At 58.6% G+C, this 25,817-nt stretch carries 17 protein-coding genes; 9 read left to right on the forward strand and 8 right to left on the reverse strand.

What is annotated here, in order from left to right:
• Positions 1-2: 2 nt before the first annotated feature.
• The 6 genes from CUJ84_RS30880 (at position 3) to CUJ84_RS30905 (ending at position 16,317) form a co-directional block, all read left to right on the forward strand.
• Complete coding sequence (locus CUJ84_RS30880; RefSeq protein WP_105009418.1) at positions 3-7,877, forward strand: hemagglutinin repeat-containing protein; 7,875 nt, start codon at positions 3-5, stop codon at positions 7,875-7,877.
• 4 nt (positions 7,878-7,881) lie between these two features.
• Positions 7,882-8,127, forward strand: coding sequence for a DUF7683 domain-containing protein (locus CUJ84_RS39435; RefSeq protein ID WP_027687407.1), 246 nt, complete (start codon positions 7,882-7,884; stop codon positions 8,125-8,127).
• 143 nt (positions 8,128-8,270) lie between these two features.
• Positions 8,271-8,900 (forward strand): hypothetical protein, encoded by a 630-nt coding sequence (locus tag CUJ84_RS30890; protein WP_027687408.1) that lies wholly within the window; start codon positions 8,271-8,273, stop codon positions 8,898-8,900.
• Between the two features lie 414 nt (positions 8,901-9,314).
• A complete protein-coding gene (locus CUJ84_RS30895; protein ID WP_105009419.1) occupies positions 9,315-14,771 on the forward strand; it encodes a DUF4011 domain-containing protein in 5,457 nt (1,818 codons plus the stop codon).
• Between the two features lie 132 nt (positions 14,772-14,903).
• Positions 14,904-15,473 carry a hypothetical protein gene (locus CUJ84_RS30900; protein ID WP_105009420.1) on the forward strand — a complete coding sequence of 190 codons (570 nt, stop codon included), beginning with the start codon at positions 14,904-14,906 and terminating at the stop codon, positions 15,471-15,473.
• A gap of 232 nt (positions 15,474-15,705) precedes the next feature.
• Positions 15,706-16,317 (forward strand): hypothetical protein, encoded by a 612-nt coding sequence (locus CUJ84_RS30905; RefSeq protein ID WP_158686981.1) that lies wholly within the window; start codon positions 15,706-15,708, stop codon positions 16,315-16,317.
• Between the two features lie 139 nt (positions 16,318-16,456).
• Here the strand turns inward: CUJ84_RS30905 and CUJ84_RS30910 are convergent, their stop codons facing one another.
• Both CUJ84_RS30910 and CUJ84_RS30915 read right to left on the reverse strand, forming a co-directional pair.
• Positions 16,457-16,750: a CrpP-related protein gene (locus CUJ84_RS30910; protein ID WP_105009422.1), complete on the reverse strand. Its 294-nt coding sequence runs from the start codon at positions 16,748-16,750 to the stop codon at positions 16,457-16,459.
• 304 nt (positions 16,751-17,054) lie between these two features.
• The gene (locus tag CUJ84_RS30915; RefSeq protein WP_105009423.1) at positions 17,055-17,330 is read right to left on the reverse strand and encodes a DUF4242 domain-containing protein; all 276 of its coding nucleotides are present in this window, start codon (positions 17,328-17,330) and stop codon (positions 17,055-17,057) included.
• Between the two features lie 82 nt (positions 17,331-17,412).
• On the opposite strand from CUJ84_RS30915, the gene CUJ84_RS30920 reads away from it, so the two are divergent.
• On the forward strand, positions 17,413-18,795 hold the full coding sequence (locus tag CUJ84_RS30920) for a tetratricopeptide repeat protein (RefSeq protein ID WP_105009424.1): 1,383 nt from the start codon (positions 17,413-17,415) through the stop codon (positions 18,793-18,795).
• A 187-nt stretch (positions 18,796-18,982) separates the two neighbouring features.
• Here CUJ84_RS30920 and CUJ84_RS30925 read toward each other — a convergent pair whose 3' ends face one another.
• The 4 genes from CUJ84_RS30925 to CUJ84_RS30940 all read right to left on the reverse strand — a co-directional run bounded on the left by CUJ84_RS30925 (position 18,983) and on the right by CUJ84_RS30940 (position 20,838).
• Positions 18,983-19,471, reverse strand: a complete 489-nt coding sequence (locus CUJ84_RS30925) for a hypothetical protein (RefSeq protein ID WP_105009425.1) — start codon at positions 19,469-19,471, stop codon at positions 18,983-18,985.
• A complete protein-coding gene (locus CUJ84_RS30930; protein WP_105009426.1) occupies positions 19,472-19,819 on the reverse strand; it encodes a hypothetical protein in 348 nt (115 codons plus the stop codon). It lies immediately after the preceding gene.
• A gap of 333 nt (positions 19,820-20,152) precedes the next feature.
• Complete coding sequence (locus tag CUJ84_RS39440; protein WP_105009427.1) at positions 20,153-20,485, reverse strand: GNAT family N-acetyltransferase; 333 nt, start codon at positions 20,483-20,485, stop codon at positions 20,153-20,155.
• A 149-nt stretch (positions 20,486-20,634) separates the two neighbouring features.
• Positions 20,635-20,838 carry a cold-shock protein gene (locus CUJ84_RS30940; protein ID WP_105009428.1) on the reverse strand — a complete coding sequence of 68 codons (204 nt, stop codon included), beginning with the start codon at positions 20,836-20,838 and terminating at the stop codon, positions 20,635-20,637.
• A gap of 518 nt (positions 20,839-21,356) precedes the next feature.
• Here CUJ84_RS30940 and CUJ84_RS30950 point away from each other — a divergent pair.
• On the forward strand, positions 21,357-22,502 hold the full coding sequence (locus tag CUJ84_RS30950; protein WP_105009430.1) for a hypothetical protein: 1,146 nt from the start codon (positions 21,357-21,359) through the stop codon (positions 22,500-22,502).
• A 19-nt stretch (positions 22,503-22,521) separates the two neighbouring features.
• Positions 22,522-23,793 carry a hypothetical protein gene (locus CUJ84_RS30955; RefSeq protein WP_105009431.1) on the forward strand — a complete coding sequence of 424 codons (1,272 nt, stop codon included), beginning with the start codon at positions 22,522-22,524 and terminating at the stop codon, positions 23,791-23,793.
• A 318-nt stretch (positions 23,794-24,111) separates the two neighbouring features.
• Here the strand turns inward: CUJ84_RS30955 and CUJ84_RS30965 are convergent, their stop codons facing one another.
• Together CUJ84_RS30965 and CUJ84_RS30970 are read right to left on the reverse strand one after the other, a co-directional pair.
• Positions 24,112-24,795, reverse strand: a complete 684-nt coding sequence (locus CUJ84_RS30965; RefSeq protein WP_105009433.1) for a hypothetical protein — start codon at positions 24,793-24,795, stop codon at positions 24,112-24,114.
• The gene (locus CUJ84_RS30970) at positions 24,770-25,678 is read right to left on the reverse strand and encodes a hypothetical protein (protein WP_105009434.1); all 909 of its coding nucleotides are present in this window, start codon (positions 25,676-25,678) and stop codon (positions 24,770-24,772) included. Before CUJ84_RS30970 ends, CUJ84_RS30965 begins: the two co-directional genes overlap by 26 nt.
• Positions 25,679-25,817 lie beyond the last annotated feature (139 nt).

The raw sequence follows: 25,817 nt of genomic DNA on the forward strand, positions 1-25,817 counted from the left end.
TGATGAGCGAAGAGCGGTTGGGGCGGACGGCGGCAACAAGGGGCGTCGCCGGCGCAGATGAAAGAGCTGGTCTCAGGCCAGCACGTCTTTTCAGGCAATCGCTGGCGCTCCTGCTCAGCAGTTTGCTCGTGCTGCAGCCGATGCTTGCCAATGCCCAGTCGGTCTCGGCAGGCACCACGGCGCCGGCGGCCAACCAGCCGGGCGTCGGCACGGCGCCGAACGGCGTGCCGCTCATCGACATCGTCACGCCGAACAGCAAGGGCCTGTCGCATAACAAATACGACAATTTCAACGTCGGCACGCCGGGCCTCATCCTCAACAACTTCAAGGGCGAGGTCGGCAACTCCAATCTCGGCGGCGTCACGCCGGGCAACCCCAATCTCAACAGCTCCGGTCCGGCATCGGTCATCCTCAACGAGGTGATCAGCGGCAACCGCTCGGCATTGAACGGTGCGATCGAGGTGTTCGGCGGACGAGCCGACGTCGTCATCGCCAATCCGAACGGCATCACCTGCGACGGCTGCGGCTTCATCAACACGCCGCATGCAACGCTAACCACAGGCGTCCCCGATATCGGCGCGGACGGCACGCTGAAGGGCTTCACGGTCAACGGCGGCGATGTCACCATCGGAACGAATGGCGGCAACTTCGCTGCCGGGCCTGGCGCGGTCGACCTCTTCGATATCGTCTCGCGCTCCGTGCACGTCAACGGCGCGGTCTTCGGCAAGGATCTTCGCGTCACGGGCGGCCGTAATCAATTCGATTATGCTACCGGCAACGCCACGCCGCTTGCGGCGACGTCCGGCACCCCGGAATATGCGATCGACGGTTCGGCACTTGGCGCCATGCAGGCCGACCGTATCAAGGTGGTCGTCACCGAAAAGGGCGCCGGCGTGCGCATGCGCGGCGACATGGCCGCCAATGCCGGCGAGCTGTCTCTGTCTGCCGACGGCAAGATCTCGCTCGGCAACGTCTCCGGCCAGCAGGGCGTTTCGATCTCCTCGAAGGCGAAGGTGACGGCTTCCAAGGTCACGTCGAAGGCAAAGGTCGCCGTTCAGGCGGATCAGGGCATCACCCTCAATACGGTCGCCGCCGATGACGATATCCTGCTGTCGAGCGGCAGCGGGTTGTTGAGTGTCGGCGGCGAGGTGAATAGCGGCGCCAACGTTGAGATGACGTCGGCCGCCGGAATTGCGGCCGACAGCGTCATGGCCGGGCAGATGCTTACCCTGTCCGCCACCTCAGGCGACATCCAGATTGCCGGTGCGGCAAAGAGCGGCGATGCGCTGGCGATCACCGCGACATCAGGCTCGATCGCCGCGGCCTCGCTTGTCAGCGGCAACAATCTCACGCTTTCCGCCGGCGCCGACATCGCCGTATCGGGCGATGTCCTGGCTGAGGGCGACGTCACGGCTTCGGGCCGTTCGATCGCAGCCGCGACGATCGCCTCAGGCGTCGATCTTGCCGCCACCGCCCAATCCGCCAATGCCGCACTGGTGCTGCAGCCGGCGGGCGACATAAGCCTTGCCGCCACGAATGGTTCGATCACCGTTTCCAACGCGCTGCTGAGCAGCGGCGATCTTTCGGCCGATGCCAGCCAGAATCTCGCCTATACCAAGCTGCAGAGCCTCGGCAGTGCCGATCTCTCCGCTGCCGGCCAGATCAGCTACGGCAATCCCACCAGCGCCAAGGGAAACCTGACGCTCACCACCACCACTATCGATCTCTCCAACGGCGGCGCAGGCAACATCGCCGCGGGCGGCACGCTGACGCTCAACGCCGATAGCGCCAATCTCAGCAATAACAGCATCACTCTCGGGGGGCTCACTCTCAATCTATCAGATGCTGCCGATCTCAGCGGCACCAGGATCAATGCCGTTACCAATGCCGGCGGTTCGGGCGACATCGACATCAACGCTTCCAGCCTCTCGACAACGGTCGGCACGGCGCTGCTCGCCGCCAACAACCTGACCCTGACGCTGCCGTCGCTGACCAATGCCGGGCAATTGGCTGCCGGCCACGATTTAACATTCAACATTTCCGACGATTTCACCAACAGCGCCACGGGCCTTGCCTATGCCGGCCACGACGCGGGCCTGTTCATCGGCGGGGTGCTCACCAACAATCAAGGCGCCATCCTCGCCGGCAATGATCTTGAGATTGCCGGGACGACATCGGGACTAAGAAACACTGAAGTCACCAATATTTCCGGTCTGATCCAGGCTGGAAACGACATGTCCATCCTCACCAGCAATCTGACAAACGAGCGGGCTACTGCGCCGCAATGGACGACCGGGGTGCTGGTTTCCTCGGGCGTCGTCAGCGGCTTTACGCTCAACCCCGTCGCCGCCGGCCTGCCTTTCGGCTACCTCGAGACCGCAGATCAGAACATGTACCAGCTCTATGCGGGCGTGGATCCGGGGTTGTGGCAGGACTATCAGCCTCTGCTCTGGTCGAAGGCGACGCTTGCCGACGGCACGACCTATCGCGCCTGGACATGGATCTCGGCCGACGGACCCGAAAAGGTCGAGCCAATCATCGACTGGATCAGGGCCCGCGTGCCGAGGGACGCGAACGGCAATCCCGTTGTCGATCCCAACAATCCGTCGCGCTATTTCATCGTCGACGAGGTCAATTTCAGCGGCTCGGATGAAAGCACCACCTATAGCTGGGATTGGTCGTCCCACCTCAGCCAGTCGGTCTATGAAGATCGCCTGGTTGGCACACTCAGCCCTGAAGCGACGATCCGGGCGAGCGGCAATCTCACCATCGACGCCACCAATCTGACCAACGCCTACAGCTCGATCGAGGCTGGCGGCAACGCGACGCTGAAGGGGTCGACACTGACCAATACCGGCGTCAGTCTTTTCCGCACTACGACGACGACCTGCCATGCCCAGGGCGCCTGCACCGCCTATAATGCCAATGGCACCGCCAATCCCTCGAAGAATATCGCCAACGGCTCGACGATCGTCAGCTCCGTCGAGGCGATCGGCGGCGTATCGGCCAACATCAAGGCCGGCGGTGCGCTCTCCGTCGATTTCGGCAGCGTCAGCAACACGTCGGCGGCCGGCTCGATGGCCGGCGGCGCCAGCGTCACGGCGGCAGGCAATCCCGGCGATCCGCTGTCGGCGCTCAGCGGCCTGACCGCGGGCGGTGCGCTGTTCAACGTCAATGCAGGACTCGGCGGTGCCGCCCTTCTGCCTCCTGCCAACCCGAAATCCGGCGGCTTCGGCGGCAAGATAGCCCACCAGACCTTCCTGTTCGAAACCCGCGCAGCCTACCTCGATGTCGGCACCTTCTATGGCTCCGGCTATTTCATGGATCAAATCGGCTATCAGCCGGAGACGACGGTTCCGTTCCTCGGCGATGCCTATTTCGAAAACCAACTGATCGACACGCAGTTGCGGCAGCTCGTCGGCGAAGGGCTCGGCAGAAGCACGTTTATCGCCGGCGACAGCGCCATCAAGCAGATGAAGACGCTGCTGGACAACGGTGCCACCTATGCCAAGGATCATGGCCTGACCGTCGGCCAGGGCCTCACGCCTGAGCAGGCGGCGGCGCTGACCGAGTCGATCGTCCTCTACCAATGGCAGACCGTCAACGGCGTCCAGGTGCTGGCTCCGGTCGTTTATGTTGCCGCCGCTGACCGACAGAAGCTTTCCGGCGCCGGCGCGGCCATGGCGGGCGGCTCGGTCAATATGAATGTCGGCAATCTCGACAATTCCGGCCTGATCGCGTCGGCTGGCGGCCTTACCGTCTCCGGCAGCTCCATCCAGGGCAGCGGCACGTTCCTGTCGCGCGGCGACACGGCGCTCAATGCCACCAACGGCATCACGCTCGCCGCCCAGACGATGACGATCGGCGGCCAGAACGTCGTCAATACCAATGCAGGCGTGACGGCAGGCGGCGCTCTGCAGCTTGCCGGCGGCAGCGGCGATCTGGCGCTGACGGGCGTCAAGGTCAATGCCACAGGCAACGCTTCGCTCACCGGTAAAAACGTAACGCTGGATGCGGCCAAGGTCGACAATAGTGGTCAACAAAATGCCACCGGCACTCAGATCGCCAGCGGTGGGGCCTTGACGATCAAGGCCACCGACAATGTCAACGTCATCGGCAGCTCCGCCAAGGCGGGCACGACGCTCGACGTGACTGCCGACAAGGGTTCGGTGGCCGTGGTGTCGACCGATGTCGCCCGCGGCAATCAATCCGGCTACACCAAGACCCTCTCCACCGACCAGCAGCAATCGCAGCTATCCGCCGGCACCAATGCGACGATCAAGGCCGGCGACGACATCCTGCTCTCCGGTTCGTCCGTCAAGGCTGGCGGCAATGTCGCGCTCTCCGCAGGCGACGATATCAACATCACGGCCGCGCAGGAGCGCTCCGAGTCCTCCTTCGGTAAGAAGTCCGCCTCGTCGATCACCCATGTCGGCTCAGAGATATCGGCGGGCGGCGACCTCTCGGTGACGGCAGGCAGCGGCAGCGGCGATCACGACCTCAACATCGTCGGCAGCAAGCTCGCCGCCGACGGCAAGGTCGCTCTCAAGGCCGATGGTGACGTAACGATCGCCGAAGCCACCGACACCGCGACCCTCGACACCAAGCTCAGCATCAAGGGCGGTTTCCTCGGCAGCAGCGAGAAGACGACTACGCATCAGGAAACGACGACGGCCGTCGGTTCCGCCATCACAGGCGGTGGCGGCGTCGACATTGAATCCGGCAAGGACACGGTCATCTCGGCCTCGAAGATCGAAGCCGGCAATGAGGCCGGCGCCGCGAACCTGAACATCACCACCAAGGGCGACCTCATCATCGCCTCCGGCAAGGACACCAGCGCCAAGGATGACAAGGGCTCGCGCAGCGGCTTCCTGTCCAAAGGCTCATCCAGCTACAAGAGTTACGACGAAACGACGGTCGCTTCCGAACTCGGGGCATCCGGTAATATCAATCTGGATGCCGGCGGCGCTGCGGTGATCGCTGGCTCACAAGCGTATGCGGATGGTTCGATTTCCGTCAAGGGCGACAGCGTCTCGGTCATCGGTGCGGCCGAGCAGCATGAGCTTGAGATCACGCGCAAGAAGTCCGGCTTCGGGGTCGGCGGCGGTGGAGGCTTCATTTCGATCTACGGCAGCCAGCAGAACAGCGGCAAGCAGGCCTCTGAGCTCAACGTGGCCTCTGTGCTTTCTGCCGGAACGGATGTCGCACTCAAATCGCGCGAGACCGATGTCAACATTCTCGGCTCGCAGATCTATGCCGACAACAACATCGTGCTCGACGCCGCCCGCGACGTCAACATCACCCCCGGCGCCGAAAGCGAATCGTCGGAGGAAAAGGAAAAGCGCTCCGGCTTCGGCATTTCCTTCGGCTCGAGCAGCGGCGGCTTCTCGGTCGGTATCGGCATGTCCTCGGTTTCCGACACGACAAAGCAAGGCTCGCAGACCAACGCGATGGCCACCCTTTCCGCCGGCAACGACCTGACGATCAAGGCCGGCCGCGACGCCAACCTGCAGGCTGCCGATGTCTCCGCCGATCGCGACGTGGCGATCACTGCGGAGCGTGATGTCAATCTGCTGAGCGCGGAAGACAAGTCGAACTACGAGAGCGTGCACGAACAGTTCTTTGCCGGTGTGACGCTGTCGGTTTCGACTGGCCTGGTCAGTGCAGCCCAGAGCATTGCCGGCGCTGCACAGAAGATCGCCGGTATTTCCGACGGTTATGCGGCGGCCAACGCTGCCTTCGCCTCGCTGAAGGCTTATGATGCCCTGCAGCAGCTCTCCAGCATCGCCAAGGACGGCGGCAGCATCGCCTCCGTCTCGCTGACGGCAGGCTTCAACTACGAAAAGAGCAGCGCCTCCGCGTCCACCTCTACGCCAGTCGTCACCAACGTGGAAGCTGGGCGATCGGTCACAATCGAAGCGACCTCCGGCGATCTCACAGGCCATGGCGCGCAGATAACCGCGGGGTACGATTACGGCGTTGCTGCAGCGGTCGGCGACGACAAGATCGGCGATATCACGCTGAAAGCCGGTCATGATATCAAGCTTGAAAGCGCCCAGGCGACCAGCGAGACGGGCAGCGACAGCAAATCGGCGAACGCCAGCTTCGGCGTAAGCGCGGGTATCGGCCTGCAGGGTGTCGGCGTTGGCGTCACCGGCGGTGCCGGCGCGGGCATGTCGAAATCCAACGCCAATTCGATCACGCAAGTCAACAGCCATGTCACCGGCAGCGGCGACATCACGATCAGCTCCGGCAATGATACGACGCTCAAGGGCGCCGTCGTTTCCGGCGATACGATCACAGCCGATATCGGCGGCAATCTCAGCATCATCTCCACGCCCGATACCGGCAGCAGCGCCAACAGCTCAGCCTCAGCGGGCTTCTCGTTGAGCGGTGCGGTCGGAGGCAATTTTCTGCCGTTGACCACTCAGCTTTCAGGCTTGCAATTCGGCGGCGGCCTGGGCGCGGGTGCAACGAACTGGATCAGCGAGCAATCCGGCCTGCTGTCCACCGGCAAGATGGATATCGAAGTCGGCGGCAATACCGATCTTCAGGCCGGGAAGATTATCTCCGAGAGCGGCAACTTGTCGCTTTCGACCGATACACTGACCTACAGCGATTTCCTCGGGCAGAAGGGTTACGAAGGCTTTAGCGCCCAAATCGGCATAGACATTCCCGGCAAGCAACTGCCCGGTGCGCCGCCGGCCAACAATACGCTGGAGGGCAATTACCAACTTGATGACACGCGCCAGACGGTCCGCGCCACCGTCGGCCCCGGCGCAATCACTGTCCGCAACGAGCAGAAGCAGTCCGAGCTGACGGCGCAAGGCGCGACGCCATCGTTGCAAAACCTCAACCGAGATCCCCAAAAGGCCTACGAAATTACCAAAGACAAACATGTCAGTATTGAGTTCTATCTTTCCGACACTAGCCTGAGAGCCGCACTGTCCGCGGGCAAGACAATCGCCGAGGTTCTCGGTGATCTCTTGGACCGGATGGTTGCTGAAGGAGTGAGGAGCCCGGAACAAGCTGCCTTGTCAAAAGAAATGTTCCCCTATCTTGACGACCCCGAAGTCCGTGATCAACTCGAACAGTGCGGCCAACAGCAGGGCAGTATCGATTTCAATATCTTCGACTGGATAATCACCCCCGCATACGCGCAGACCGGCTGCCTGATTTCGCTGCCAAATGGACAGACAAAGCTATTTTCTGCGACGCAGGCGGCGGACTGCCTGTCTGATTACGAGCAAATGACGGGTATTGTCCGTGGGATCATAGGAACCACGGGTGTGGCAGTTGCAGCTTTGGCCGGCGCTTTTCTTTTAGTGTCAGCAGGGTCAACTGGGCAAGATATCGATCAAGAGTTCACTGCTGCGGATGGAAGTACGGTGCAGGTTTCCGGTCAAAGTGAGCAACCGGGTCGATTGGTCTTGGTGACCTATCCTGATGGAACAAGGGCGAGCCTTACTATTGAAGTATACGATGACGGCGGCGCCATTTACCTAACCGGCGGGACAATTGGCAATCAACCGATGACAGCGTACATGTTGCAGGACATGCAAATTACGCTCAGCACTGCCGGCATGCCTAACATCGTGTTGAGCCAGAATTCGAATGCAGGAGGTGATCAGAAATATTTCCCGCCACCAAAGACCGCAGAAGGAATACCGGGAATTCCGGATTTGCAAAAGGGAAAGCCAGTTGGCGGCAGAGCGCGGTGGTACGACAGCAAGGGAAACATTTATGAATGGGACTACCAACACGGTAAACTTGAGAAATTCGATAAGTCGGGAAAGAAGCATCTCGGTGAATACGATCCGGTGACCGGGGCGCAAACAAAACCTCCAAAGCCTGGACGAACAACACCAAAAGGATGACCCTATGCAAGTTTCGCTTGTTCTGGAGCTGTATGAGAAGCAGGGCCAAGTTCTGAAGAATACACTTGATGTAGAATTCAGCGACCTGGAGTTTTTTCGACGAGTATTATCTGTTCCAGATCAGGATCCATTAATGTATGGATCGTACAAGATAGACAAAATTAGTAACGGTAAAATTTTCGACAAGTATGGATTTATGTTGGATGTCGACAGATACGATTGCTATGCGGGATATAGGCAAATTTCGTAGTGCGCGAAGCGAATTGGTGAACTGGACGATCACTGAACTGAGGAAGTTGGATTTTAAATTACGCTGCCATGACTGGTTCGTCCAGCATCGCGTAACACTGGGCGTCGCCCGCGGGACAAAATCACCGTCGGTAGGTAAGAACAATGCGGGATACCCTTCGATTGCTAATGATGTCAGTCAATCTTTCAGGATACGGCGCATCAAATGGCTTCCTGGGTTTTTTTGAAAAAGACACCCGATATGAGGCGGGCATGGAAGAATCTGCCGTCGACTTCTTCATGCGATATTTCAGAAACGATCTGGAATATATTGTGATTGCATCTTCGGTGCACGCAAACTCTGACGAAGTTGGGCATTACGGCGATGCTGCGGATGACCAGCGAGACGGCGATCTAATAAAAGGCCTAGTTCAGTCCGGGCTTGTTAGACAATTTAGTTACAAAAAACGATTTGGGCGTGATCCTAGTTCGCAGCAATATGCTGAATCCGTTGAAACTGAATGGGGGAATATTACCCTCATGAAAGTGGATGATTTCCCTATCGAAAGTGTAAGATCTTTACTTGTCGCAAAGATGGTTGTGTATGGACTGTACGGTCATTGCTTCATGATCTCACTCGATTGGAATCTGGCTTTTTATCCACACGATGATTTTGGTTTTGGCGTGATAGGTTTAAGCGACAACCCAAATGTACAAGTCGCGCACGATTTTTTGGCGCATGCCGATCAATTGCCAGGCATGCATTCCATCATCAGGACGCCGCCCACCGATTGAGCCGATCAATGGCGCCCAGTGCGTCAGACGAAGTCGATCAGCGAGCTGGGTAACAAATTGATTCAGAGGATAAAGGCAGAGAAGGGCATAGATCTAAGGTCGAGCGATAACCGCTATCACTGCCCGATCCAGACCGGCAAGTGGTCGCACATCTCGCCAGCAAGATGGAGAAGAAGCTTCCAATAGAAGGGCGCGGAATCATCGAGCCCGCCTCTTCGTCTCCTTTGGGGCTGCCCGGCTTTTGGCCGTGGCACCACCTGATTGGTTTTCTTATTCGACAGATGGGCGATGAGGAGTGGGAGCGGTCCGTCGATCTGCAGTGGATATTAACGATCTCTAAAGCTCGGACCTTGATCGGCAGTTGTGCCTGTGGGACACCATTTCTAGTTTAACTCAGCATTGGACTTTGATTCCATGAACGGCCCTTTTAATACCTCCGTTCGCGACTTTTCTAAGCTTGTCGCCGCCAAGATCGAAGACATCCGGCCAAGGCTCCTCGACCTGACGTCGAAGAATCCGCTCGTGAACATGAGCTTCGACGCCAGGTCGGCAAGTCAGATCCGTGTAGTCGACGAATTGCCGGACCGCGTGTTCTATAGCCTCAACAACGACAATTCGCTGAAATTCAGGTCGCTCCCATCGCTGGAGGAAGACAACAAGGACGAACTCTCGCCGCTGTTCGTGGAGGAGGTTTCGATCGCTCTACGAACTGACGAGGAGTACTTGGCGGAAACAAAAGCGTTGGACGCCGAGGCGCTCGACTATCCAGATCGCGTTCGGAAAGCGGAAAGGGCTCTTCGGGACCGCGTCCGAGAACGACTCGGTATGCCAACGCGCGTGACGCGGAAGGACGAATCGCTTGCTCAGCATGCCCGGAACAACGGCATCAATCCGAGCTTTGAGCTTCCCTTGCCAGGCGTCGACGTCGATGACGATCGTTATGAAGACGAGCACCTGCAGACGCTGCTCCTGGCCCCCGACCTCGAGCGAAAGTTGAACGCCTTGATGACCAAGGCGCGGACGGCACAGCAGGAGACGGGTCTGAACCTCTTGCGCGGCGCGTTCGGCTTTCTCGAGTGGAAGGATCCTGCTCGTGCCGACGATCGTGTCTACCTTTCGCCTCTCGTTCTTGCTCCCGTCACCGTGGAAAGGAAGAAGAGTGCCGGCGGCCCAATCTTCTCCGTGGAAGGCACCGGTGAAGAGGCTGAAACCAATCTGGTGCTCCGCGAGAAGTTCAAGCGCGAATTCAACATCGAGCTTCCGCTGTTCACGGGCGGCTCGCTCGAAGAATATTTTGATGAAATCGCGCAGATAAAGCATGCGACGCTTCCGTGGCAGGTCCGCCGCCGGATCACCTTCTCGGTTTTTCCGGCAGCTCGCATGGCGATGTACGAGGACCTCGACCCAGGCGCGTCGGATTTCTCCAAGAACGGCATCGTCGAATCCATCCTGGTAGGATCCGAAAGTTCGGAGGCCGGCGCAATCGCCGAGGAGTACGAGGTCGACGCGCCCGATGTCGAGGCGGAAGTCCCACACCTTGTCAAGAAGGCGGACGCCAGCCAGTTCAGTGTCCTCGTCGACGTCGCCCGTGGCCGCAATCTCGCGGTCGAGGGGCCGCCCGGCACCGGGAAGTCCGACACGATCGTCAACGCGATCGCGACCGCTCTCGCCACGGGCAAGAAGGTCCTTTTCGTCGCCGAGAAGTCCGCTGCCCTGGAAGTGGTGCAAAGCCGTCTCGAAGCCGTGGGTCTCGGTGAGTTCGTCCTTCCGCTTCTTGCCGGCAAGAGCTCCAAGGACGAATTCATGAGGTCGGTGCGCGACCGCATGGGGCTTCGGGAACACCTGCCGAGAGAACTAAAGGAAAGCCGCGAACGCTTTGTAGAAGTTCGCGAAAAGCTGTCTCGCTATGTCACGATCCTTTCGAGCGAGTGGGAGAACACGGGAGAAACCGTTCACCGCGTGCTTGGGCGAGCGATCGCTACTCAGCACTTGCTCGAAGCCATGTCGCCGGTGGCCCTTTCTGAACATTCGGTACCTTCCCGCGAATTCCGGCTCCACGAAATTGAAGAGCTCGTCTCGAATGTTTCGCGGCTTTCACGGATCAGTTCGACGCCCGTTGCCGGAAGAACTCACTGGCAGGGTACTCAGAATCTCGACACAAGCCAGTTCAAGAGCTCGGCAATTCTTGCTCTCGCCCAGCGCACTGCCGACGCCTTCAGGACTCTCGAGGCGACGGCCGAAGACTTAAGGCGAAGCGGCGTCGAACAGCGGATTTCGATGGAGGACATTTCGGCGATCGAAGGACTGGCTGCAGCGCTTCGCAATCTTGTCGTTGGCGAGATGACGACGGCCGAGGCCAGGATCGCCACGTTCGAAAAGCCGGCCGAGCTGCGAGCATTTCTGTCGGATTGCGATGCCGCCCGGTCAGCGGCAGCGAGCCTCGGTTCCTCATTGGTCGATCCGCTGCGAGACGACGCGCTTCCGATATTGGCTCGGATAACCGAGATCTGCCGGTCAACGGGAATTCAGTCTTTCGGCGCCGCGGCACGAGCTATCGAGATATCGGCCGTCGAGCAGACCATCGCCGATTTCGGCAAGTCATTGTCGACGGCGAGAGATTTCATTTCCCAGTGCCCGCCTGCTGCAGGATGGTCGATCGGCGTCCTGCGGAAGATTGGCGAGCTGGCTCGCTCAGTTCCAAGGAATATCCTTGAGATGAGATCGGCAGCGCTGGCGGACGCCAACGCCGTTTCGACCCTGAAGACGATGATGACAGCGGGGCTTGCCCTTCGTGAACAGCGTCGTCAGTTGGAAAGCAGCCTTACGCTTAGAACTGGGATGCGTGCGGCCGACATCGACGGCCCTCTCGCCGCGATCCGGAGTGCCGGCGCATTCAGTTTTCTGTCTTCGAAGTACAAGGAAGCAAAGGCGTTTTATGGCTCTCTCGCGAAGTCCGACAAGTTCGACAAGCAAGCTGCCATCACGCAACTCGACGCCGCGCGAAACCAGCTCGACGAGGAGGCGCGGTTCGACGCCCGCGCCGGAAATAGCGGCGTGTTCGGGTCGCATTTCGATAGCGTCCGGACAGATTTCGAAAGTTTTGCTCAGCTCGCTGGATTTTACGAGAAGATCGAAGCGGATTTCAGCGGGTTCGGCAACAGAGAGGTCAGAGAGCTCTTGAAGGGCGAAGCGGTCCAGGTTCTGGTCGATACTCCCTCCCTCCCAGACCTTCCTCCGGAAACGGTGCTTCGAGGTCTGGAAGGTACACGCGAGAAGCTCACCGCTGACCTCGAGAAGATGAAGTCGACGGATGCTGAATTGACGCGCCTTTGCCAGGTGTTTCAACGGGCCGGCGCGGTCACTCCCGCCGAGGTCCAGAGGCTCGCGGGCGAGGTGGCCAAGCTGCAGCATTTGATCAGCGTTCTTAACGCAAGCCCGCTCGCCGATATCCTTGAAGAACGATTCGCCGGCTGGAAGACCGACGGAGGAGCAATCGGGCACCTGGTCGAAGTTGCGGACGCTCTTCAGAGATACGCTTTCGGCGGCGTTTTTGCTGTGGCGGCGCGGCAGGGCCGCCTGCAGGAGCTGCTCTCCTGTGCCGCCAACACCTATGCGGCCGCAGAGAAGGTTCAAGAGCTTCTGGCGCGTGCGTCGTCCGAGGGTTCGCTGGACCTGACGGCGAAGATTGCCGATCTCACTTTCAGGCAGGCTGGCGACTACCTCGCGGAAGCCGCCGCAGACGCCGAGGCACTCGAGCACTGGATCGCCGTCGCAAAGGCGCGAGCGGAAATAGATCGCTTGGGCATGCTGGCCTCCATCGATCTGCTTTCACGGCAGCTAGGGACCACCGACGTGGCAAATCACGCCGAGGCCTTGCTTCGACGAGCTTCTGCAGCGCGGGTCTACGCAAAGTACGGTCGCGAGCTCGTGAACTATTCCGGTCGGCAGCTCGACTCTCTTCGCGAGCGCCTAAAATCGCTGGACGACGACATCACGGTACTGTCCCGGAAGGCGCTGCGCCACCAGTTGACGACCGGCCCCAGTCCTCCGGCTGGCAATGCGCGTGGGCGCGTCGCCGAGTTCACGGAGATGGGACTTCTAGAGCATCTCGCCGGCCAGAAGAAAATCCGCGTGCCCGTTAGAGACATCACGAGGCGGGCAGGGCGGTCGCTACAGGCCCTCAAGCCGTGCTGGATGATGTCGCCTCTGGCGGTGGCGCAGTACATTCAGAAGAACACCATCGAGTTCGACATCTGCATCATCGACGAGGCCTCGCAAATGCCTCCTGAAGACGCGATCGGCGCGCTGTTCAGGAGCCGGCAGGCGATGATCGTCGGCGACACGCAGCAGCTTCCGCCCACGAATTTCTTCCACAAGAGCATCGCAGACACTGCCGACGACGAAGAGTCGGACGCCGTTACCGAGGAGTCCGTTCTCGAGATGGCCAACAGCGCGTTCCGGCCGCGTCGGATGCTTACTTGGCATTATCGTTCGAAACACTCCGCGCTGATCCGGTTCTCGAACAACGTGATCTACCGGAATCGGCTGACGGTCTTTCCTTCCGCAAATGAAGACAATCCGAAGATGGGCGTCTCGCTCGTCCAGACGGGTGGGATTTACAAGGCCGGCGTGAACACGACAGAGGCCCATGCCGTCGTCGAGGCCGCGCTTTCGTTCATGCGTCATGACGCGGGCCGGTCGCTCGGTATCGTCGCCGTCAACAAGGCCCAGGCCGATTACATCAACGAGCGGCTCCAGTACGAGATCGCCCGCGACAGAGCTGCCGGAGACTACGTGGATCGCTGGCTGCGCGAGCGCGATGGTCTCGAGGAGTTCTTCGTAAAGAATCTGGAAAACGTCCAGGGCGACGAACGTGACGTGATATTCGTATCGACCGTGTATGGCCCGCCTTCGGAAGGCGCCAAGGTCGCGCAGCATTTCGGCCCAATTGCCGGACCTACGGGCCGCCGCCGCTTGAACGTCCTTTTCACGCGAGCAAAGGAGCAGATCAAGACGTTCACCTCGATGTCGCCGTCCGACATCACCGCCGAGGAGACGACGAACGCCGGCGCCTGGATGTTGAAGCGTTGGCTCGAATATAGTGCGGGTGCGCCCCTGGAGGCGGGCATTGGGATACACGGTGCGTTCGACTCTCCGCTCGAGGAGTTCGTGGCCGCACAGATCGAGGCCATTGGGTGCGTGGCTGTCCCGCAGGTTGGGGCCGGCGGCTACTCCATCGATCTCGGCGTGCGTCATCCCCAATGGCCTCACGGCTTCCTGATGGGGGTCGAATGCGACGGGGCGACCTATCACTCGTCCCGCTCGGCCCGAGACCGTGACCGTCATCGCCAGGAAATCCTCGAAAACCTCGGATGGAACATTCACCGGGTCTGGTCGACGGATTGGTTCGACAATCCGCGACGGGAGGCGGAGAGACTTCGCGCCGCAATCGGCAATCGTCTTGACCAGTTGAAGACGAGGCTCGCTGAACGGGCCGCCGCGCCGGTCCGCTCGCCGGAGCTTCCGCGTCCGGCGTCGCCCCCACAGCCGTCGACGGCCGCACGTAGTGAGGCGAAGCAGATCGTTCTTCCTGTTGAACCGCCGGCGAAAGCTAAGCCGGACAGGGTACCGCCACCGCGTCCAAAAAGCGGCGTCGCACGACTGGGAAGCAAGGTTCGTCTTCGATATGTCGATCGCGGCCTGGAAACTTATCAGTTCACGATCGTCAAGGATCCGAGCGCTCCGGAGAGGGGGCTCGTCAATCAGAACGCTCCACTGGCGAAGGCCGTCCTCGATGCTGAGGCGGGGGACGAACTGGAAATCCTGCTTGGCAGCCTGATCAGGAAGGCGATCGTTGAAAGCGTCACATAGTCCACGCGGTGCCGGGGTCCGCCTTTCGAACGCATCGTCCACACGACCCGGCGGGGCCCATCGGCGTGGAACACGGTGGCCTTTTGCCGACCAGACTCGTAGTTCTAAAGCTTCTCGTAGAAAGGCAATGCTGTGAGGGCACTCTATATTTCGTTTTTCCTATGTTTGACTGCCAGCGCCTCCTATGCCGACCTCATTAGCGATGTGCGCTCATGCAAGGCCGAGAGTGATTCTCTAAAACGGCTGACCTGCTTCGACGCGATCGCGGTCCCTGGGCCTGCAGAAGCATCAACCGGGCCGACGGCACCTCCGAACCCGCTTTCGAAGGCTCCAGTTGAATCGGTCTCGGCGAAGATGCGGGTCCAGAACAAGGATTATCAGCGACAGATTTACCACAGCCGAGTGGAACTGGCTCCGACATTCAAGAACACCTCCAAGAAAACAGTGGTGGCGATCGCGCACACGCTGACCGTCACCGACGCCTTCGGAGACAAGATTGTCGATGGAGAAAGCAAGCTCGATATCAAGATACCGCCTGGCAAGACCGCCGCGAGCGAGACCTTCTATTTCTGGGACGACAATCCTTTCATCCAGGGAGAGCCGTACGACAAGCTCACGGGGCCGGTTTCCACCGGAACTGCTAAAGCGACCCTGCTCGTCACCAAGGTCATCTACTCCGATGGATCATCCGAGAGCTTTTAAGAGAGTCGGGTGAAAGTGCCGCGAGGCGGTCAGCCACAATCCAGAAAATGGTTCAATTAGTCCAAATAACGGATCGATCTGATTCAGCGCAACGCCGGCTCTAGGTTGACCCAGCTTGTCGGTACGCCCTGCGTTTTCGGATGATGACGACTAATGCCCAGCAATTGGATTCTGCGTCTACGTCTGCCACTGCTACCATTGTTGGCATCTGCGGCGAGTGAAGCGTGGTTCAATGCTAGCTTCACTTGAATCATTTGCGATGGCTAAAGGATTGGCGATGAATCAGAGCGAAGATCTCGGTGAACAAGATGGATTTCAGGCATTAGTTCCCGATGCGGTGCGGAACGCATTTCATCAGGCCTTCGGAGAAGCGATGGCTTCGTTCGGAGGCATCGAGGCGGCATTGATGTACGTGTTCACAAGTTTGCTGCAGCCTGCCAATGCCACGCGCGGTCACGATGTTTTCAGGAGCGGGATCGGCTTCAAAGGTCAGTTGGACATGATTTCCGCGCTCGTCGTGAGCACTGACGTCGATGGCGAACTCCAGCAAGAGTGGAAGCAACTCAGGAACAGGATCGAAACGGTTCAGAGCCGGAGAAACAAGCTCGCCCACATGCATGTCTGGCAGATGAGCGGCCATGGGCTTTTCGGCTATGATACCAAGAAAAAGATCGAAGACTTGCCTGTTGACTGGTCACGGCGCCAGCATCACCAAAGCGTGTTCACCACTGAGAAGATGAGGACCTATCGCCTGGAATTCGACGAGGTGGCGAGGCTGATCGTCGACTTCGACGAGAAAGCAAATAGCTATGTGAGAGGGTCGGCGCTCGTGCGGGCAAAGTGAAGACACCCCCGGAGTTTTCGGATCGGTTCCTGTTTGAGGCGGCCATCGCGATTAGAGGTTAGCCAAGTGCCGCGGTCGAGATGCCCCGCGGGTGGGCGTCTGGGAGATGTTGGTTTTCGCTGGCGGATCTCCATGACAGCTAGGTTGCGTCGTTGTCGATTGAGGCACCTGTTAGACGATCAGGCCTCTGCGGCCTGCGTTTCGTGGTGATGAGCTCGCGGAAATAATCGGAGATCGAACCGTCACGGCTGGCATCTTCCGTCTCCCATCCGAACTTCCAGGCATCATGGCGCGCGAGCCAGTCAGCAAGCGCCGAGCTGTCGCCTGTGGGCATTCTCGCGGGAGCAAGATACGGGTTTTCGCAAGATTTCAGACCAAGAACACGTGCTCTGGAGCCCGCCTCCTGCAATTCCATCAGTTCATCTATGGTCATTATCGATCCCTCGGCGGCGGCATGCTACCATCGAAGCTTTTATAGGCAAGATGATACTGCAGAATTACTTTAGAAAGATCAAAAGTTGCGTGCCTGGTCGCAGGAAGCTATGGAAACGAACGAAAAGCCCTGGCGCGACTGCATGGAGGAGAAAAGGCCATGCCGCTCTACTGTCGACAGCTCGAGATCGTGCGCCTAGTCGTGCCGGAAGAGACCGCGTGCCGACCAAGCGAAAGGGGCGCTTGAAACATCCGCCTAGGTGTAGCCTCGGCTTAAGTTGGCGGAGGACAGGGAGCCGGAGGCGCTAGATCACGTCGTCGGCAGAGATATGTTTCACCTCGGTGATCCGGATCAAGGGTATCCCTGCGCGTTCGTTTGCCTCTTTCACATCCTGCTCGGACGAGGCGTCAAACAGGCAGAATGAACGCTCCTCGGACGGCACGAACGTCGACCGAAGATAGCGCACGGGCTTGCCCTGGCTAGTCATCTCCGCCGTGACGTTCTTTGCGCGGGAGGCCGCTGCGCCAAGCTGATCGGGGGTTATACCTGGCAGGTGTCTTTCGACCATGTACTGTGGCATGATGATGGTCCTTGATTGCGCGATGACAAGGGGTTGCGTTTAAGCCAGCTCCTCGGTCGCTTGGAACATTCGGCAGTTGCGAATGGACATCTACTTTGCCGCCGTGTTCACAGATCTCGTCCGACACTCAGCGGTCTGGAACAGGGTTTCGCGCGACTCCGTTACAACTACGATTGCCGAATATCGATACCTGTCTCAGACGCTCGCGAGCCAATACGGTCGGCGGCATGAGAACTTTACAGGCGACGGGCATCTTTATCTATTCGAATCTGCTGATGTAGCCGTTCATTTCTCGTTGAAACTGATCGCCTACTGGAAGCAACGACGACGTCACTTGATGTCGGACCCGGCTCACGACCTGCCAATCCGAGTCGGTTGCCATTTCGGTGAGTGCTCTCGAATGCACGACGACGACGCCTGGATTGGCCGGGCGTTGAATATCGCCAAGCGAGTGGAATCGTGCGCCGAGCCCGATACCCTCTTGGTCACGCAGACTGTCCTCGATCTCATCGACCTGCCGGTCTATCTTTTCCAGGAGGTCGACGTCTTCGAATTGAAAGGCGACTACCTTCCGCGACGGCATCTCTATCGCGTCCTTTCCGTCGATCAAGGGGCGCTAGCTGCGCGGCCCGAAGAGCAGATGACGGCTGAGGACTGGTTTTTGAAAGGAGCAGGCATCGTCGGTACGGACGATCGGCAGTTGGCAGAAGAGATGCATTGCTGCGAGAAAGCATTGGAGCTTCGAATTGACTACCCCGAAGCGCATAACAACCTCGGCGTGATCTTAAAACGCAGCGGTGATCGAATAACCGCCGAAAAGCACTATCGAGACGCCATTCGTCTTTGGCCTCAATATCCTGAAGCCCATTACAACCTGGCTATCCTGCTCGAAGAAACCGCTCGACCCGAGGAGGCCGAGACGCATTACAGGCAGGCTCTGAAGTGGCGGCCGGAATATGTAGACGCCCTCCTGCGTTTGGCCGGTTTGTTCGACGCCTGGGGTGATCGGCACGAGGCGGAACATCACTTTCGAGAGTCACTGCGGCTCCGACCCGGCTTTGCCGAGGCGCACAACAATTTCGGGGTTTTCCTCGAAAGCCAAGGCGAGGTGAAAGAGGCTGAGTCGCACTACATACAAGCGTTGCAGGCTAGACCGAATTACGCCGAAGCTCACTACAACTACGCCATGCTGCTCGAAGTGCGAGACCTAGAGGAGGCGGAAAAACACTATCGAGCAGCCATCAGGGCGATGCCTGAGTACGCAGAAGCCCACAATAATCTGGCGGTACTTCTTCATGAGAAAGGCTCTTTTTCGGATGCGCGCTCGCATTATCTGACAGCAATAAGAATACGTCCTGCTGACGCTCAAACGTATCAGAATCTTTCTCTTCTGCTTGCAGCGATGGGTGAAGACGAACAGGCCGACCGGTACGCCCGGAGGGCGGCCGAAATTATCGAGGGTTGATCACCACGCCTTGATGCCGTCGATCCACGTCAAGTGTATTCCCTGCTTTTCGACCCGCTTGGCACCATCAAGTGCTCTGGGTCTTCGGTCTTCGGTAGTGTGTCGGTCGCACCTAGGCCAAGACGCTTTAAGTTGTCGAGGATTGCCGCAACGAGGGGCGCCTGAGATGCAAGTGTCCGCAAGGCTACTACTCGGTCAGCACAGCCGGAGAAATGTTCACGAACCCGAGTGTGTATCCTGTGATCAGTCCCTTGCAGGTCACAGGATTGCCAGCAGCGAGTGTCTCTAATCTATTGATGGCCCCGGCCGTTTCTGCGGACACCTTGCAGAAGATCGAAATTGGCGCGTCGCTGCTCGTCTGCACGATATATTTCTCGCCATCTTTTGTGACGTCCCAGACCGGCAAGGTCCACTCGACAAGCATTCCGCGGTATTTATCCTTCACCGAATCTTTCTGGACCTCGGTGAGTTTGGAGAAAAACGACAGGGCGTCCGAGAGATCATCAGGTGGGCTGGTGCTGGACGGCGAACCGTCCAGCGTTGCTTGAGTTTGAACAGAACCCCCGCTTCCGAAATCAGTGAATGACGATAGAACCAACGTCACCAGAATACCGAGAACTGGCAAGCCAAGCCCGATGATCACGATCCAGAAGAGGACCTTCCAGATGGTCTTCACTTAGGCGCTCGCCGCAACCGGCTTCTTGACGCCGATGGTCGCAAGTAGTCCACCGATGAAGGCGAGAACCATGAAGATGGCGACAAACGTCCCACCGAGAACCGCGCCGACGATAGCGCATACCATGAGGAGCGCGCCGGGTACTTTGCCGTTGGCTCCCATCGCGACCGCACCCAGCACGATCGTCAAGAAGGAGAACAACATTCCACCCCAGCCGAGGCCGATCACTGTTGAAGCCCCCTCAGATTCCAAACCTGCTCCAACGCCTCCAACGAACAGCGTAACCAGAGCAGCAAGCACTCCGAAAATCCCCGCCACAAGTGCGATAATGCCACCAGCTTTTTGCATTTACCCCTCCACAAAATATGACTGGGGATTGAAAGCATCGTTCAACGATGGTCACGCTCCCCAACTTTAAAGGAACATAAGCTTGTGATTCCGGCAACTGAAAGTTGGAATAATGGTTTACGCTAGAACGGATCAAATATAGATTCAGGCACCGCCGCTCGAGGTTGGTAGCGACCGGCCAGCCAAGCTCTTCGCGAAAGAGCGGAGCTCAAGGTTCGGTGCTGCTGATGCGCGATTGACTATCATGAGGGACCGCTTCACCTCGACTCGAAGACATCCGACCTCGACGAGATGAGACCTGTCCATCGAGTGAAGACACGTTCGTCCATCCTCTTACGGTGGATCCCCATCAAGAGACCAGCACTTGCAGACGGCGCTATGGGTCTGGCGGTACGTCCGGAATCCCACGCTCTCGTAGAATGCCTGGGCGGCCGCGTTATCCAAGCCGATAAAAGCCTCGATCTTGGTCACTCCGGTATCGATCGCCGCCTGCCGGGTGAAATTCAACCGTCTCCCGACACCGAGCCTGGCGGCGTCCGGCGACACGTGCGTCCCGATGATGCCCCAGCCGATCGGCGTGCCATACCGATTACCTTCTGTTACCCGGATCAGCGACTGGAAGCCGAGCAGGCAGCCGCCTTCGTCCTCAGCCAGTGAATAGCGGATAACGACAGAATTGGCGACGTAATTGTGCTGAACAAATTCGACGTCGGCTTTCGCCGACCTCTTTGCCGACTGCGACGAGCCTCTGAAGCATTACGCGTCCCAAATGGCAGTTCTAATGTTCATGCCACAACCGCCCCAGGGGATTCACGTTATATCGCGCGGACGTTTTCCGCCTTCGACTTTCCTGTTTTGCGATCTTCGCCAATCTCGTAGGACACCTTCTGGCCATCGCGCAGCAACGTCGACCCCTGTACGGCGCTCACGTGGACGAACACGTCCTGACCGCCGTCGTCAGGTGTGATGAACCCGAAGCCCTTGTTTTGATTGAAAAACTTAACTGTGCCGTTTGCCAATGGAATTCCCCGGTGCCTTGTTGGTGACGTCAATTCATAACCAGCGGGGCCATATTTCGCAACGGCATCCGCACGATAGGCCAGCGAGGCGCGGCGAGTTCGTTCGACAGATTGAACCACGTCGTCGCGTTGACTTTGATGCCGGTTTCCGTAGCCTCCGAATTCGGGCCATCCGATAGTGCTGACAAACTTGTCAGCTTGACCAAACGGAAATCCAAGCCGGCGATCCATGGTCCGCTTGCGCCAAGGATCGCTTCAAAGTCTGCAAACGTGCTCCAGCGCCGAAGCTCTCGAAACGAAAGGGTGTCCCTCAAGCTCGCAAACCGCGCATGTGAGCGGTTTTCGCCGGGAAGGACGGCTTGTGAAATCGACCCCCTAGACCCTCATCGTGGCCCTCGTTCGCATCCAGTTTGCCGATGATCGTCGTCGCCCATTTACCCTTATATACAACTTACCAAAAGCAGACTTGCGACCTGAAGTGGACTGTGCATTTGATCTCCTGAGTTGGGGTGCGTCAGATGTCGTTAAAGTTTCCGGTCGCTGCTGTAGCGATGTTCCTTGGGGCCGCGGTAGGTCAAGCAAATGCTGGGCTGGAATATGCCGCTCATCACACGGACGCCGGGTGGGCTTTCGTCACCGTTAGCGGCGCGTTCGAGTACATCGACGATCTCGCACGCTTCAGGGAGATTGTCGCGCGCGAACACCCGGCCGTCATCGGCTTTGATAGTCCCGGCGGCAATGTAGCCAAGGCTATCGAACTGGGCCGCCTCATTCGCTCGCTCGGGCTCTCGACAATTCAGGTGCGACAAGCGGAGTGCGCGTCGGCCTGTTCGCTCGCGTTCCTCGGAGGGGTCAGCCGTCTTGCCGAGCCGGGCTCGATCGGCGTCCACAAGTCGTCTTTCAACGACACCCAGGGTATGAAGATCGATGACGCGGTCTCCGCCGTACAGGAGACGACTGCGGAGGTCATTGGCTACATGTCGGAGATGGGCGTCGATCCAGCGCTTCTCCAGCTCTCGTTTTCGTACGACAGCAACGACATTCGGTACCTGTCGGGAAGCGAGATGGCGAAGTATCGGGTCACGACCGGCTCGCATTCACCTGATCTGTCGACAAAGGTAGAACCTCGCGACGTCGCGCGAGATGCTCCGGTACCGCGCCGTGTCGAGGCGAAGGCCGATCCGTCGCTGGAGGTTCCTCTCGCAAGAGATGGTACTGTCCGACATCCCAAGGGCAGGGCTCCGGTCAAGCTTTCCGCGGACGCCGACGCCAAGGCGATCGGCGATGCTGGAAACGGCGCATCCGTCGACATTCTCGATATCCGCGGCGATTGGTACAAGGTTTCCGTCGCCGGGCTGGTCGGCTTCATGCACTACTCGTGGGTTCACATCAGCCAGTTCGATGAGGACTCCGGCGAGCAACGTTATGTTCAGGTAAAAAGCTTCAATTCGTTGCCAGACGCCCAGGAATTTGTGAAGGGGTCGCCTGTGCCATTGAGCGTGCACCTGGCTGCCAATGGGTGGTTCGCCGTCACATTGCACGACCTCTATACCGAGCAAGAGGCGAAAGATGTTTCCAATGCCCTGAAGAGCCATGGGCTGATCGCGAAGGACTCGATGGTCACGATCGGCAACACCTACGTTAGGAGAGTCTGTTGTGATTGACCGCTCCCAGCCACGCCCGATGAGCCTTATTGCAAAGCTTCTCTCCATTCTCGTGATCGCCTTGGCGCTAGTGGGCGTCGACGCCCAGAATGCGGCCGCTGCGATCACGTATGAGCGGCTATCTCTCGACGATGGCAGGCGGCTACTGGTCATCAAGGGCGAGTTCGAACCCTCTGACGATCCGATGAAACTCGTCGCCGTGTACTCCGAGTATCAGCCGACCGTGATTAGCTTTGACTCCAATGGCGGAAGCGTCGTGGCCGCAATCAAGAGCGGACGAGCGATCCGTGCGTTGTCGGCAAACACCGTTCAGATCCGATCGACGCAGTGCGCCTCGGCATGCGCTCTCGCATTTCTCGGCGGCGTGAAGCGCTCGGCCGAAGCTGGTTCGATCGGCGTCCATCAGGCTTCGTTCTCGGACGACGCAGCACTCGACAACAAGACCGCGGTCGCCACGGTGCAGACGATGACCGGCGAGATCATCGGTTATCTGTCCGACATCGGAGTGAGCCCGAACCTGCTCAGGCTCAGCCTGTCGATCGAAAGTTCGGACATGCGGTACCTGACGACGGCCGAGATGCGCGACTGGAACATCATCACATCCAACGATGCCGTGACGGCACAGACAGCCGATAATCCAGTCTCCAGCCCGAACCCAAAGGCCGAGGCCACGGCGACTGCGCCCCGCACATCTCGCGACAATGCGCTTGAGTTTATCCGGCGATACCACGAGGCGTGGTCACGCGATAATTCGACGGCGCTTGCCTTCATGCACAAGGCATATGAGGACCAGGTGACATTCTACGGCAAGGTCGTCGACCGCGACGCCGTTATGAAGGACAAGGCGACGTTCGCGCAGCGATGGCCGGAGCGCATCTATAGCGTCAAGCCCGGATCCGAGGCGGCGGTATGTGCGGAGAAATGTGACGTATCCGGCGTCGTCGAGTGGTTCGCAAGAAGCCGTGAAAGAGGCAAGACCTCCTCCGGGATGGCTGAGTTTGCGCTCGTCTGGAATCCTGCAACGAGCCAGATCGAATCCGAAAACAGTAAGGTGCTTGCGACGGACAGAGGCGCACAGGCGCCGGACCGGATCATTAGCCAGTGGCATGTGGAGAACGGCGAATGCCGCGGCAGCACCAATCCCGACAGTCCTGAGACGCAGACGGCATGCGCGCGGCGCGAACAAATTGGTGCCATGCTCGACACGTTCGGCTGGTGTTATGGTCACAAGAACGATTACGGGTACCAGATGAAATGGCACCTTTGCGATGCCGCCTCGAACCGGCTTTAAACATCCGCGTAGAAAGCTCGGCCGGGTCTGGTCGAAAGTCCGTCTCTGCTGTGAGCGTGCCGGCGACGTATACCAGACCGCCATCTCAGCACGTGGGATTCCGGGATATTGGTTCCCGAAGGTCGATCTCTATTCCGAAAGCTTCGCCTTCGATTTCCTCCACAACGCGGATACTGCCGGGGTTCCCGCAGACGGCGCCGACGCCGACCGAGCAGTCATTCAAAGTTCCGGGGAAGGGGTGATCACCATCCTCAATGTCATTGGTTGCGTGATACGGAATCGGCGTGGATTTACCTAGTGTTGGACGCGACGCTGCCGTCAACCGTTCGGTCCGGGCCTTCGAGGTCTAGGTTTCGGCCTAGGCTTATCGTCATAGGAGGGCTTGGGGCCGAAGGTGCGCTCCATCATCCATCGCGACATGATAGGAACGATCTTCATCGGGCGATCGTCTAAAACGGAGTAAATATGATCTCTCAAGAGTTCTGTTTCTGTGGCGAAGTCCAGCACTGCAACGAACTCGACCTCCAGGCCGTCATATCGGAAGTACTTCGTCAGCCTAGCTCGCAGTTCTGTTGCTAGTGCCGCCGCACAAATGATCAATCGATCAATTCGCTGTTCCATCTGCAAGCGCGAGATGATGGTTTGCACTTCGAATTCGTCCGCAATGACTGACTGGCAGAGAACCACGGTGGATTTCGGCGGAAGCGGCTCGATGATCTCCTGGCTTATGCAGAAGTTTCGGATATTTCCCGCTACGCGGTGGGGAAGTAAGTGTGTCCAAATGGCCGCGGCGCCGAGGAGCTGCTTTCCAAGCTTGTCGGCCACTCTCGCTCCAAACTGATCGAGGTCTGGACCGGATCCTACCACGTACGCCGGCTGCCCTCCCAGCTTCGACGCCAGTTCGTCTGCAACCAGATCGGCTAGGCGTCTAAGCTCGCGCGCTGTGCGTTTGCGGTCGGTGATAGCGAAAAGCGCGTCAATCGACGCTGTCGTAATATTCATCGTCGCAATCTTCATCAATTCCAAAGCCACCGATCGCGTCCCAAAACTCCCAGGGGTCTTGTGGGAAATCATTCCAGAAACCGTCGTCGACAGCCGACATGAGAACTGGCAACGGCACTAACGTCCGGCCCTGTCGACCCGTAACGACGAGCGTCTCACTGTCGGCGGCGAAGTGCAACTTGCCCTTCATCGTTTCATTCAGCAGCCAAACAAGGTCATTGGTTTCGTTGCTGGGAGCCTTGAGCGAACTTATGATGTAGCGGGATGTACGGCTGAGATCTTCAAACAGCTCCAACAGATCGCCCTTCCGCTCCCAATCGTGGATCCAGACGGAATATATGTGATGCCAGATACTCGCAAAGAACGTCGGGTGAGCGGGTACTAGGCTCACGGAGTCTATGAGCCTGCATATTTCCCGGTTGTGATGGGGATTATGGCGAAGCGCAATACTAACGTGGTTCACCGTTACGAACGAAAGCTCGTAGTCATGTCGCTCGATCTTCAGCTTTTCCGCGAGATCCATGCGATGAACTGTCAGCACCAGCTCTGCGTGCGGATCCTTACGATGCTCTACGATGAACTGCTTCTGCAGGTTGGTGTCCCATCCAAGTTCCTCTTCTGACTTGATTTGATATCGCCGCGAAAAGGAACCCTCGGGCCAGTCCATGTGCAAATCGTCAGTCTTTGATCCCCGCTTTTCCTGCGTTATAAGCGGACTGTCGCCGATACCTAAGCAGGTCGAGCCGCACTCCAGGATTCTGGCAACAGCAACAAGATCTTGGAAGTGGTAGCCTTTACCACCCGCAGCTCCGCCGACATGCTGACGCAACGAAGTCGAGGCGATCTCTGCAAGTATCTCCGGCTCTGTAGGCTTGCGTCGCATGGGTTCCCTTGATGCCTCCTCTCCGGCGACGGACACATAAGGCTGCTCGGTTAATTTTTTGGGGTAGCGGGGCGAGACCTTCCCAGATCACGCGGACCCTTCAACGACGAGTTTTGAAGCCACGCTGCAATCCTGCCGA

Origin of the sequence: Rhizobium leguminosarum, from assembly GCF_002953715.1 — a bacterium.
Lineage (GTDB): Bacteria > Pseudomonadota > Alphaproteobacteria > Rhizobiales > Rhizobiaceae > Rhizobium > Rhizobium leguminosarum_V.